The organism is Leptolyngbya sp. AN02str (assembly GCF_050565595.1).
In the GTDB taxonomy this organism is placed as follows: Bacteria; Cyanobacteriota; Cyanobacteriia; order Elainellales; family Elainellaceae; genus Kaiparowitsia.
The window spans coordinates 1-11,953 of the sequence record NZ_JBNXVR010000047.1 but is presented as its reverse complement, the minus strand read 5'-3'; the positions used below and the strand labels follow the sequence as shown (position 1 = coordinate 11,953).

The following is an 11,953-nucleotide window of genomic DNA, read 5'->3' as shown; positions in this document are numbered from 1 at the left end:
CCGTTTTGAACGCCTTTTATCAATGTGAGAGACTTAACGTTCATTCGGCATCTGCTGATCGATAATTTTGATGGACTAAAACTCCCTAAGCGGATATCTGAGAAGTCAAAAAATAGCTCCCGTCCCTCAGACCCTTCTCCCAAAATTGGGATAAGGAGAGCTACAGACCCTTTCCCCTCGACCAATTTTGGGCGGGGGAACACCAGGGGTGAGGGCAATACACAAAGCTTTAGGCACTTTTCAGATGTCCTCTAACGGCCCAGAGACAGGTTCCACAAAGCTGCTTGCTGTCCAATTGCTACTAGATACTAAAAACAAAAAGTGGCATGGCACCAAACACCACACCACTTTTACTCAGCTGTCTTCTTACCAAACTTCCTTCAAGCGTCCTATAAGTTCGATTGCTTAAGTGGAGGGGTCTGCTTCAAGAACCTGGGCTTCTTCAACAACAGCACTCTTGGGCAGTAGCCAGCTCAACAAAATAGCGGTTAAGCCTCCGGTTGAAATGCTTGAGCCAAAAAGATTTTTAATAATTGCAGGTTTGTCATTGAATATGTCTGGAGCATAGAGAACGCCTAACCCCATAGCTAGCGAAACCGCCACAATAATCATGGAGCGACGATCTAGCTTTTCGGATGCGACAATATTTAATCCTGCAACAGCGATTGAACCGAACATGACCGTGGTTGCGCCCCCCAAGACGGGTTGGGGAATGGATTGAAACAACCCTCCGACAATGGGCAACAACCCCAGCAATGCAAAGATGCCTGCAACAAAGAAGCCAACATAACGGCTTCCAACGCCAGTCATTTGAATGACACCATTGTTTTGGCTAAAGGTGGTGTTAGGAAAAGAGTTGAGCAAAGCAGCGATCGCAGAGTTGATGCCGTCACCCAACACGCCTCCTTTAATACGACGAATGTAAACAGAGCCAGAAACCGGTTCTCCCGAAACGGCAGAGGTTGCCGTTAGGTCTCCAACCGTTTCGATGGCGGTCAGCACATACAGTAAGATGAACGGCAAAAATGCTGCAAAGTCGAAGCTTAGGCCATATCTGAATGGGATAGGTGCGCTAACGATGGGCAACTGGCCTAATACTGATAAGTTAACCATTCCCATGAAGGCTGCAATGATGTAACCGATGATCAGACCAATGGCGATCGCGCCCATTCGTAAAAATCGGTTATTTGACGTGGTTAGTAACACCACAATCAGCAAAACACCGCCGCCCAAAGCCAAGTTTTGCACACTGCCAAATGTACCGTTTTGCTGAGCAGCAACACCCCCCGCCAAACTCACGACTCCGGTGCGAATTAAACCCAAACCAATAATCATAACCACCGTCCCCGAAACCACCGGGGTAATGATTTTGCTCATGAGATGGAGAAATCGGCTCAGGATAATTTCAACGGCAGCCCCAAAGAAGCAAACGCCAAAAATAAGAGCTAGAGCCTGTTCGGGCGATCGCCCATTTTGAACAGCAAACGTTCCAACTCCCAAAATTGGGCCTAAGAATGCAAAGCTTGTTCCCTGTAGGCTTAGCAAACCAGAGCCAACAGGTCCAATTTTTTTGCATTGAATAAAGGTACATAGACCCGATGCAAACAGCGACATGCTAATCACATAGCTAGTGTTGGTTGCATCCAAACCCAGGCCAGTACAAATGATCAAAGGTGGCGTAATAATGCCGACAAATGCGGCTAAAACATGCTGAAATGCAACAAAAATAGCCTCTGCTAAAGGAGGTCGATCATTCAAGCCGTAGATGAGTTCGCTTGTTTTGGGTAGCTCTACAATATCTGAGCTGTCATCCACGGTTAGGTTTTGGTTTAACTCGGTCATAGACGCCTATTGTTATTAAATGAAGTGCCACCATTTACCGATGTGATGCTTGGCCTCAGCTTCTACCCAGCAAACCAAATGAAATTTGCTCGTTTGTCTAGGCTGTGAATATTGAAGCAAAACACTGTGTATACGGTATACCGACACAGGGGATTGTTTTGTGTATGGAGTTACATCTATTCGCGCTAGCAGAATGACAGTCGCAAATTTTCATCAGTTTGCAGCGGATAGACTTAACGGCATCTTGTAGTAATCGCGATCGCCTATCCAGCCGTCGATTGATGGCGTTGCAATGCCCACAAGGGTTAGGCGTGTTTCCCTTCGCCATCGTGCCGTTCAAACAAGGCTTTTCAGTGCTGATTCATTGTTTTTGGTCTTTTTTAGGCTCAGCCGGAATGATATTCACCACGTTATAAAGCTGTTGTGTGTGATTCGCTAATGCTGCCAAGCTGGGAGAAATTGCGATCGCTGTAGGTTCACCCACATCTGCAAACCCGGCACTACAGTTCCAGTTCACGATGAGGGCGATCGCATTGTCTTCGGTACTGGTTAACAACAAAACGGATTGAGGAATGGGCTGTTGATTTAACAGCGTGGGAATCAGTTCTTCTACCTGAGCCAACACCTGCGGCTGCACGTCAGGCGTATTCGGCGTAAATTGCACCAGTTGAACCACTGCTTCTTTGCCGCGTAGCGCGGGCGTTGCATTGGGAATGGAAGTTTGAGCGATCGCCGTTTCAAACACAATGGTACGAGCGGGCTCCGATAGCACCGCATCAGCACCGTTGACTAAAGTCATTGGCGTATAAGCGTGATAGCTAGCAACATCTTGCCATTGAGCTAGCGTTATCACTTGTTTGCCATCTTGGCTTTGCAGTGTAGAACTTCCCTGAAACCCAGCCGCTTTTTTCATCATCTTGCTCGGAATCTTCAGAGACTTGAGAAGACTTTTTTGAGCGGCGTAGGATGTTTCATAAAATGCAAATACTTCGAGGCTTGTGTGAGGTTGTTGAAAGGCCAGAGCTTTAGCCATGTCGCCAGCCTGCGCAGGTGCAACCATGCTCAGCCATACACTCCATATCATCACCCCAAGGAGTAACCAAGGCTTTGTCCAGCCAAGCAATGGCTTTAACATCTCACCTCTCTCCGCCAACACTCTATGCCAATGCTCTATGCCAATGCTCTATGCCAACGACTGCGCCCATTGCGCTAGATCCTGTGGAAGGTGACTAATCTCAAACCACAGAGCTTCTGGCGAAATTCCAAACACGTAATACAACACCAACACAATCGCAAGAATCGCTGCCATAGAGCCAAGGCCAGCCTGAAGCACTTGAAATAGCAGACGTAAAGAAAGGAAAAATACGGCGATCGCTCCCACCAGCAAAACAAGCTGTGTATCCAACAAAGAGACAAATGAATCCATAAATCGTCTTAAGATGCCTCAAAATTGATGAAAAACAAGAACCATGGTTCCTAGCAACATAGCAATCATGCCAAACCCGTACAGATCTATTTTCCAAGAAGGTAACCGATAGGCAGGCCGGAGCCAAAACCCCATGAGCCGAGCAACAAGAGGCATAATTGCTAAGCTTAAAATTGTGGACGTAATCAAGTTATTCACCAACATTGAGCTGGCAAATGGCCAAGAAGACATGATGCCCAAAGCATCAAACAACCGGGTTTGCAAAATGACAACCGGATATAGCCCCAAAACTACTGATAAAATTTGCTTCCAAACAGGAGGTCCTAAACTACTTTGCTCAGAGCCAGCCGCCTGAGAAAACCAGCCTTCCAAACCTGTCGTAAACGATTTAAAGCGGTAAGCTCTAAAAATTTCTTGCCCTTCTTCAAAGAGCTGCTTACGCTCATCCGACTCGATCCAGCAGTTCAAATGCTCGGGGGTATCAAAATGAAAGATCGAGTACCATTTCTCCACATCATCCTTACATGGCAGGGGTGGGCAACGATCCGATCGCACAAACCCAACTTGGTGTCGAGCCGATTGCAGCAATGATTGATGCCATCGACGAAACACAAACCCCTTGCCCTTAGGCACAATGTGCTCAATGACCAAACTACTGTAAAAGGCTTTTTCGGCTGTCGGATCTAACATCGCACAAATTGCTAGGTATCTCCTAACAGCTACGTGAACAATGGCTGGAGTCTGAAGCGCGAGGCATGTCTAAATTCCGTCTAAAACTCATCAAGCTGATATTAGGCGAGCAAATCTGAACGGAATTTAAACATATTCCCGCTACTTCAGTTGTCTCTGCAGACAAACTGGCAAAACACTTTCAATCACAAACAGCCTACTCTTCCATTGTATTTTTTAGAGCGTTCATCCCAGCCTCAATCTTTTCAGTAATTGCCTTTGAAGTTGGCATAAAACTATCTTTCATTTTGAGACCGGTTCCAATTTTTTCTTTGACTCCAGCAGGCAACTCCACACCCTTATCTTTAAGACTGGCTTCAATTTTTTCGGTAACTTCCTCCGCTGTTGGCATAAACATCTCTTTTTTCTTGATAAAAAGCTGCTTCTTCTGTTCAGGAGTTAACGAGGCCAAAGCATCCTTTTTCGTGACGGATTGCAGCACGGTCTTAATTTGGGTCTTCTGCTCTGGGGTAAGGGTTAGAGACTTGAACGCCTTACGGAAGCTCATACCATCTGCCATATTGGCTTGAAACTGTTCTCTCTGTTCAGGATTAAAAATTTGCTCAATTTGAGGCAGAATTTCGGTTTCTAGCTGCATCATCCAATCTTTTCCAGACGGGGATGGCACCTCAGCCAGGTACAACGATGTCGTGCTTTGCAACTGCTCAGGTAGCGCCGAGGCAACATCAGTCACGACAAAGCCGAACACAGTTATCCACGCAAAAATGGATACCAGCAGACATTTCACAGCACGGATTTTATACATAGATGACACTTTGGTGAAACAACTAGGAGACCTAAAAAAGAATCAATGGCAGAGCGGTTAAGCCATGGAAGATTGACGCATATGTTGCATATAAGCAGCGATCGCTAGTCCAATAATGATCACTAGCGGAAACACCAAGCTCCACCACGATTCTGAAACCAACACAAAAATCGCAGCAGCTAACCCACCAAATGCAAACCCAAGAATCACAGGAAGAAATCGACTGATCCGCTCCAAAGCTTCTGTTGCTTCCAACTTGTCATCCTCATGGGATGAGAACTTGCCGCTCAAAATTTTGACCAGATCAATCGTAAGCTGGGTCGTGTTACCGGTCATCACTGTAGTTGGGATATAGCTTTTGAACACTCCATGGGATTCCTTCATCAGAGCATTTTGAATTGCCATTGCCACCACACCCGACATACCCACCGGCAAGATGTATTCTTCCTGAACATCAAGCAATAGTGCCGGAGACAAACTGGTACCAATCAATAAAAACACACTCAAAGCCACAGCCTCAGCCGTTAGTAGCACCGCAAAAACAGACCATTTCCTGCGCCGTGCATATCGGGCTAATAGAGAAGTTAGTGCAACAGTCAGCATAAACGTCGGCAACATTAACAGCCGAGTAATCGTTGTTCCCTCGTCACTGCTGACAAAAGATGCTCCTGCCAAAGCAATGTTTCCCGTCACATGCGCTGTAAAGATACCGAACAGAATAATAAACGCTGAGGTATCTACAAAGCCTGCGACCCAGCTGAGTAAAAAGCCAGCAGGTCCGTCACTAATGAGAAACGCGCTCAAGCTGAACGCTGTCTTCTGTTGCGGAACAGTTGTCATCGCTTCCTCTCTCATCCAAACGTTGCCAACGTATCCAAAATTGCACCCTAGCTTCAGTTAGGAATCCGAATCCACAACAGCCTCAGTTTCCATGGTCTTAAGCTCCTGCTCAGCTAGCTTGGCCGCTTTTTTGGCTGCTTTTTCCTCTTCCTTAGCCGCTTTTGCCAATCGCTTCGCTTCTTCTTTTTCAGCTTCCTTAATTGCTTCTTGCTCTTCTTTGATGCGTTTGGCTTCTAGCTTTGCGGCTTTTTTCTCAGCTTTCGCCTTTTCTTTAGCAGCCTTTTCTTCAGCCTCTTGTTCTTCTTTGATGCGTTTGGCCTCTAGCTTTGCAGCCTCTTTGGCTTCCTTCGCTGCGACTTTTTCAGCAGTGGCAGCGTCTTCATCGATTGCGTCAACTACAGCCTCGGGGGCTTCAACCGTTTCTGCAAGTAGCGCGATCGCGGGCTGAACTGGCAAAAAAGAGATGAGGCTAGAAGACGACCCCGCGTTTCCTGAGAGTTGGGCAGCCTGAACAGGAGCCGAAAACCCAAACACCACACCTAAAAACAACGCAGACGAAACCAGAACATGAAGCAATTTGGATGAAGATTTCAGCATGGATATCTATATCTCACTCAAAACAGACACAAAAACAACGACAGCAAATACTTGAAGCACCGCTGGACAAATAACCAATATCCCAGCCATCTAAGCTCAAGCACTCGTCAAACTTCCGTCTTTCAAGATACAAAACAAAGAGGTTTTTGGTATACCGTATACAATCATACATTCTTAAACACCTCTGTTTTCAAGGGTTCTGGGTACATAGGGATCGTAAAGTTATATCAAGACTCGGTATGCTGTTTCGTTTTTTATTACCGATGTGGAAACAGGGACGCAGAGTCATTCAATATTCTCAACTTCACCTATAACTGGCCCAGCAATTCTTGGATATTGGGAAGATTGGGACGTGATGTTCGGTATTGTTGGTATTGAGGTGTCCAAATTTTTTCTTTAGCTTACCAACCACACGTTAAACATCTCCAAAGGGGCTCTCCAGAACACTCCCTTTGGACTGCTTATCAGTTGGCAACCTATCCCCGCTATACAAGGCATCCTTATTGATGCACTTGCTCCGACACCCAGATGATCCCAAAAATGATGTTAAATTTCTAACCTCTCGCTAATTTCTAGAATCTCCGTTCTTGCAATGAACAATACGCTTAACGCTAATAGCTCTCGAAGCACCACTTCGAGAGCTATTAGCTGCATATTAATCTGCGAACGTACATAAGCTGGTGACAAGACTCGAACTTGCGACCGGCTGATTACAAATCAGCTGCTCTACCAACTGAGCTACACCAGCATTCTTCCAATAGTAGCATTTTGTGAATCCTATTCGATAGCCGTTCAAATTAAGTGCTAATTATCGAATTTGGACAAGCTATAAGAACAACTTGATAGTGGCTATGCTTCCCCTTGCGATCGCATAGCCACCATCAGTTCCTCTCATAAGCTTGCTAGCATCACATCCCCAACATCGTTTCAAAGATTTTTCCAAAGCATTGAGATCAGAAAACCAGTCTGTAATATTCACTGACTGTCTAGAACCTTTGTCCACCTCAAGAATAACTGTGATGGATGATTAGCATCTGAAGTACGATAAAAGCATCATTTACGTTTAAGTTTTAGCTTGAAGTCGAGGGTATTGTGATTGATTATCAAGACATTCTAGGAGAGAAGCAGGCTACGGCATTTGTAGAGTCTTTGCAGACTGTTGTTGAACATTTAGAAGTACGACAACAACAATTGATTGCGGCCCTGCAGCAAACTGCTGCTACCCTTTCAGCGTTTAAGCAGCTTCAAGGTGGAGATGCAAATCAACCCTTAGATGCGATCGCACTAGCAACAATTGCTCATTTAGAAGACGACAGTTTGCCTCAATTGCAGGCTGTTGCCGAAGAAATTTCTGATGCAACAATTCATCCTGAGACGAATGAGCAACCCGAGGTAGAAACGATTCAGGAGCCATCCCAAAAGGCTCGACGAAACCGAAAATTAACGAGCAGCAAGCAAAGCACAAGAGACGAGTCCGAGTCTAAAGAATCGTCTTCTTCAGACTCGAGTTTTAATCCTCGCCATGCATTACTACGAGAATTTGAAGGGAAAACCGTGCGAGACGCAATTACTACCATTTTGCAGCGTCAGCCAGGAGAACCGATGAATACGGAGGATGTAACTCGGGCTTTGTATGGTAGACGAATCAGCCAAGAAAACCTGAAAGCAGCCAAGCGACTCGTTGTGGTTGAACTATCAAAAGGAAAGCTGGCAAACCGCTGGGCAAATGTAGAGGGCAAACGAGGATATTACGTATTTCCGTCTGAAGGTTAAATTTCCTACTCGACTGTTGGTTCGTACACTTAGACAATTTGGCGCAAATTAGCGAAAGCCAACCCACAGAGCTCGCGATGAGTTACCAGCGCATCACTATGTTAGATAAGACGTTGTTCTTGGCGAAAGTTTTGGGAGCCTCACTTGCCTTTTCGGCCGCAATAAAGTACGGTGCCCCAACATTAAAAATCCCTATGACCAATACAGTCGTAGGGATCGCCATCTTAACGCCTAGTGTGATTTTGGGGCTTCTATTATTTTTGCAAAGTTTAAATTCGCAAAAACAGCACATGTAGGCAGTTAATGATTATCCTTAAGAGTGAAGGTGCTTGCACCTTCACCCAAGGAGGGCAGACAGCGTGGGGGCTATTTGCTGTCTGCTTTTTCTTGGGGGTTAATCTTTACATCACGGCTTCACTCGGTATTTACGCAAAACAGCCAAGAGAACTGCCAGGTGTAATGTATGCAATTGAGGCTAGGATATCGAATAGTTCTAAAGATCCCATAAGAGGAGCATAGTTTTTGCAATATTTCCCCATAGGGGATGTTGTTATTGAGTCGATACCAATCTCCCCATGCAAAAAGCAGCTTAACTTAAACGTTAAGCTGCACAGCATGAAACTTTTTATAGTTGAAAGACGATCGGCCTTTACCTAAGTGCCGCGTTTAGCCGTCAACTAGAAGCGACGCTCTGAGCGAAATGCTCCGGCCTCGCTGCGGCCACCATTCCAGCCACCCGAAGAACGCCTCTCTTCACGAGGACGAGCTTTGTTCACTCGAAGGTCACGGCCCATCCATTCTGCACCATCTAGGGCTTCAATTGCAGCGGCTTCTTCGGCGTCAGATGACATTTCGACAAACCCGAAACCCCGAATCCGGCCAGATTCGCGATCGATTGGTAACTGAACCCGCTTTACTGTGCCATATTCTGCAAACACAGCTTGAACATCTTCCTCCGTCGCTCCGTAGGCAAGATTTCCAACATAAATCGACATGGATGGACTCCGAAAACATGAACATAGAAAGGATCTTCAGCTGGGACTGTACGGTTGCCAAAAATACAATCCGATGAAACCAGGCAGAAGTATCCAGCGTTCAGTCTAACACGGAATCCAAACGTGGCGATGGCCTTAGGTTATAGACGCTTGAGTAGAAATTTTTGGCCACTATTCGACGGAAAAAATGCGGTAAAAAGACTGCTATTTTATCGCTGACTATCCGAGGTATGAGCATGTTCCACGATCCATCTGTATCACGTTGCTCAAGACTTCGCCTAAGATTGGGATCTTCGTTAAATCTGGGATATGTTTCAAACGACGCGACGACGACTGGCCTTGTGGTACACCATTGCAACGGCGGTGCTGCTGTTGTTATTTGCAAGCGGTGTGTACTGGTATGTTCGCAGTACGTTGATTGAGCGGATTGATGACACGCTGAATCATGTGGTGGAGGTTGTGCAGCGATCGCTCATTTTAGAAACAGGCGACTCTGAGCCCAATCCCCGACTTAATGTTGAAGCCAGCTTCCGAGATGATGCGGACTCGGTAGAAGATGATCACATTGATTTGGAGTGGTTTGATGCCACAGGTGAGTTGGTGTGGTCTACGTTTTCAGCACCTTTGACCGTCCCGCTTCATGCCAATCCCAACGGAGAAACCGTTCGCCTTGTTGGGGAGCAGCTTCTCCGTCAAGTAACCCAACGTGTGGAAGTTAACCATCGCTTGCTGGGTTATTTGCGAGTGAGCCATCCTTGGTTTGAAGTGACAAAGCCAACCCGACAACTGATTCGCGATTTGGCTTTGGGCACCACGCTCATGGTGGCGGCAGTTGCGTTAATTGGTTGGCTTCTATCGGGATTAGCCATTGCTCCCATTCGGGATTCCTATCAACGGCTCAAGCAGTTCACGGCCGATGCATCCCATGAGCTGCGCAATCCAATTGCGGTCATTCAAACCAATGTGCAAGTTGCCCTTTCCGACCCTGAGCCAGATATACAAGAGCAGCAGCAACAGCTTAAGGTCATCGAACGCCTAACTCGACGGTTGGGTCGGTTAGTGGATGATTTACTGTTTCTTGCCCGTCAAGACGGTAACCTTAAGACGCTGCGCCAAGAACCTTTGATATTAGAAGATCTACTCCATGAGGTTGTCGAGGAGCAACAAGCGATTGCTGCTGATAAAGTTGTTCAGTTTCAAATTGTCGCTCCGGAGGGCAATCACGGGCAAGTCCATGTGTTGGGCGATCGCGATCAGCTAACTCGTTTGTTTACCAATCTCGTTAGCAACGCTGTGCAATACACTCCGTCTCAAGGAAAAATTCTCGTTACGCTTCAGCGCTTACGCCACAATCCTCCTCAACTTCAGGTACAAATTCAGGACAGTGGTATTGGTATCCCATCTGAGGCATTACCGTACATCTTCGATCGATTCTATCGAGTTGATCCGGCGCGATCGCACCCCACCCATTCGCCAAATGGGGCTCACTCCTCCAATTCCGAAAAGCCAAACCCACCCACTGGTTCAGGCCTAGGGTTGGCGATCGCCAAAGTGATTGCCGACAACCACCAAGGACACATCCATATCGAAAGCCAACCCAATCAAGGCACAACCATCACTGTCACCTTACCGGGTCAACCCTCCCACTAAGGTGTCACGACAACCCGCATTCCCACACGAACCTGACTAAATAGCGCCACCACATCCTCATTTCTTAATCGTACGCAGCCATTAGAAGCCGCCTGACCAATAGAGGAAACCGTCGGCGTACCATGAAAACCAACCACACCATTCGAAAGGCTGGCAAACCCAATCCACCTTAACCCCAAAGCACTATTTGGCCCCGGACTGTGGACTTCCCCCGTCCATGGACTCTGCCAAACAGGGTTTTCAATCATCTCAAAAATTTCAAATTCTCCAGTCGGAGTCGGAGTTTGAGACTTACCCACAGCAACCGGATAGCTAGCGATTACTCCATCGCCCTCATGCACAAACAAACGACGTTGCTGCAAATTCAGCACAACATGGGTAGGGGCTGATTGCTGGGCTTCAGGCAAATAACTCACATAATCTTCTAATCCCGGTAGAGCTGAAGCAGGCCGTTCATACGGGAACTCAACAGTTGGCATTGGTGGATTCAATCCCACTTCAGCAGCCGGAACAATAGCTGCATCTAAGGGCGCTTCTTCGATAGCTACAGAAGATGAACCCTGCGCCGTTTCAACCTCAGGCACGGTACGAATCTCTTCTATTAAGGGTGTAGCCGTGGGTTCTTGTGGCGCGCTAGGGATTAACGGCGTTTCGGATAAAGGTGATGGATAAGAAGCGTCAACTACATCATCAACCGCCCCAACGCTTTCCTCAGAATTGCCTACCGAGGACGGTACGCTACTTCCTAAGGGCTCAACTGCACTATCAGGCGATTCGATAACTTCATCAGCCTCAGTTTGCAAAATCGGGAGCGATCGCCTCATATTCAATTCCACCTCATAAGTTGGAACAGTTGAACCACCCGAACTTTCTACCGCGTCAATCTCAGAGTCTCTCCCAGGAATCTGAATAGCCCCTTGGTCAACCCAGGGACGATTTACCCGAATTCCGCGCAGCGGTTGACTGTAGACATGTTCAGCCAACGCCATTCCAACCAGCGAAAATCCAATACACATCAACACTGATGGATAAAGCCGAACAAGGTAACTAGCAATCATTAGCTGCACACTCAGCAATCCCTTCTAAACTAATCAAAAACCCTCAATCAGTTTTAACAAGACTTTCCCGATTTGACCAAGGATCAATACACCTTAAAAAGCGGCACCTCAATCAGCTTGATAGTTAATACACAATAGAAAAAATTAAACAGAGGGAGAGAGGAATGACAATGAACCGTCATTCCTCTCTCCCTCTGTTTGTTTAGAAAAGAGCCCTGGCATCGAGCTATTTTTGCAGGCAGCTACCCACCAACTATCGTTGCCGCGGATGCGTTTC

General features: G+C 46.6%; 11 protein-coding genes and 1 tRNA gene. 2 read left to right on the top strand and 10 right to left on the bottom strand.

Annotated features, from left to right (window positions below; all coding sequences use genetic code 11):
- Nucleotides 1-405: 405 nt before the first annotated feature.
- The 8 genes from ACQ4M4_RS24455 to ACQ4M4_RS24420 form a co-directional block, all read right to left on the bottom strand.
- Entirely contained in the window at nucleotides 406-1,842 is a 1,437-nt protein-coding gene (locus tag ACQ4M4_RS24455; RefSeq protein WP_430687093.1) for a uracil-xanthine permease family protein, read from the bottom strand.
- A gap of 361 nt (nucleotides 1,843-2,203) precedes the next feature.
- Nucleotides 2,204-2,902: a hypothetical protein gene (locus tag ACQ4M4_RS24450; protein WP_430687092.1), complete on the bottom strand. Its 699-nt coding sequence runs from the start codon at nucleotides 2,900-2,902 to the stop codon at nucleotides 2,204-2,206.
- 123 nt (nucleotides 2,903-3,025) lie between these two features.
- A complete protein-coding gene (locus ACQ4M4_RS24445) occupies nucleotides 3,026-3,268 on the bottom strand; it encodes a hypothetical protein (protein WP_430687091.1) in 243 nt (80 codons plus the stop codon).
- An 18-nt stretch (nucleotides 3,269-3,286) separates the two neighbouring features.
- Nucleotides 3,287-3,958 carry a hypothetical protein gene (locus ACQ4M4_RS24440; protein ID WP_430687090.1) on the bottom strand — a complete coding sequence of 224 codons (672 nt, stop codon included), beginning with the start codon at nucleotides 3,956-3,958 and terminating at the stop codon, nucleotides 3,287-3,289.
- 196 nt (nucleotides 3,959-4,154) lie between these two features.
- Nucleotides 4,155-4,763, bottom strand: a complete 609-nt coding sequence (locus ACQ4M4_RS24435) for a hypothetical protein (RefSeq protein WP_430687089.1) — start codon at nucleotides 4,761-4,763, stop codon at nucleotides 4,155-4,157.
- Between the two features lie 57 nt (nucleotides 4,764-4,820).
- Nucleotides 4,821-5,603: a YoaK family protein gene (locus tag ACQ4M4_RS24430; protein ID WP_430687088.1), complete on the bottom strand. Its 783-nt coding sequence runs from the start codon at nucleotides 5,601-5,603 to the stop codon at nucleotides 4,821-4,823.
- Nucleotides 5,604-5,660: 57 nt separating this feature from the next.
- Entirely contained in the window at nucleotides 5,661-6,200 is a 540-nt protein-coding gene (locus ACQ4M4_RS24425; protein WP_430687087.1) for a hypothetical protein, read from the bottom strand.
- Nucleotides 6,201-6,875: 675 nt separating this feature from the next.
- Nucleotides 6,876-6,948 (bottom strand) — tRNA-Thr (locus ACQ4M4_RS24420).
- Between the two features lie 344 nt (nucleotides 6,949-7,292).
- Here ACQ4M4_RS24420 and ACQ4M4_RS24415 point away from each other — a divergent pair.
- Nucleotides 7,293-7,973: a hypothetical protein gene (locus tag ACQ4M4_RS24415; RefSeq protein WP_430687086.1), complete on the top strand. Its 681-nt coding sequence runs from the start codon at nucleotides 7,293-7,295 to the stop codon at nucleotides 7,971-7,973.
- Nucleotides 7,974-8,650: 677 nt separating this feature from the next.
- Here ACQ4M4_RS24415 and ACQ4M4_RS24410 read toward each other — a convergent pair.
- Nucleotides 8,651-8,968 (bottom strand): RNA recognition motif domain-containing protein, encoded by a 318-nt coding sequence (locus ACQ4M4_RS24410; protein WP_430687085.1) that lies wholly within the window; start codon nucleotides 8,966-8,968, stop codon nucleotides 8,651-8,653.
- 309 nt (nucleotides 8,969-9,277) lie between these two features.
- Between ACQ4M4_RS24410 and ACQ4M4_RS24405 the strand changes: the two genes are divergently transcribed.
- Nucleotides 9,278-10,618, top strand: a complete 1,341-nt coding sequence (locus tag ACQ4M4_RS24405; RefSeq protein ID WP_430687084.1) for a sensor histidine kinase — start codon at nucleotides 9,278-9,280, stop codon at nucleotides 10,616-10,618.
- Here ACQ4M4_RS24405 and ACQ4M4_RS24400 read toward each other — a convergent pair.
- Entirely contained in the window at nucleotides 10,615-11,634 is a 1,020-nt protein-coding gene (locus tag ACQ4M4_RS24400; protein WP_430687083.1) for a L,D-transpeptidase, read from the bottom strand. The genes ACQ4M4_RS24405 and ACQ4M4_RS24400 overlap by 4 nt on opposite strands.
- Nucleotides 11,635-11,953: the final 319 nt, after the last annotated feature.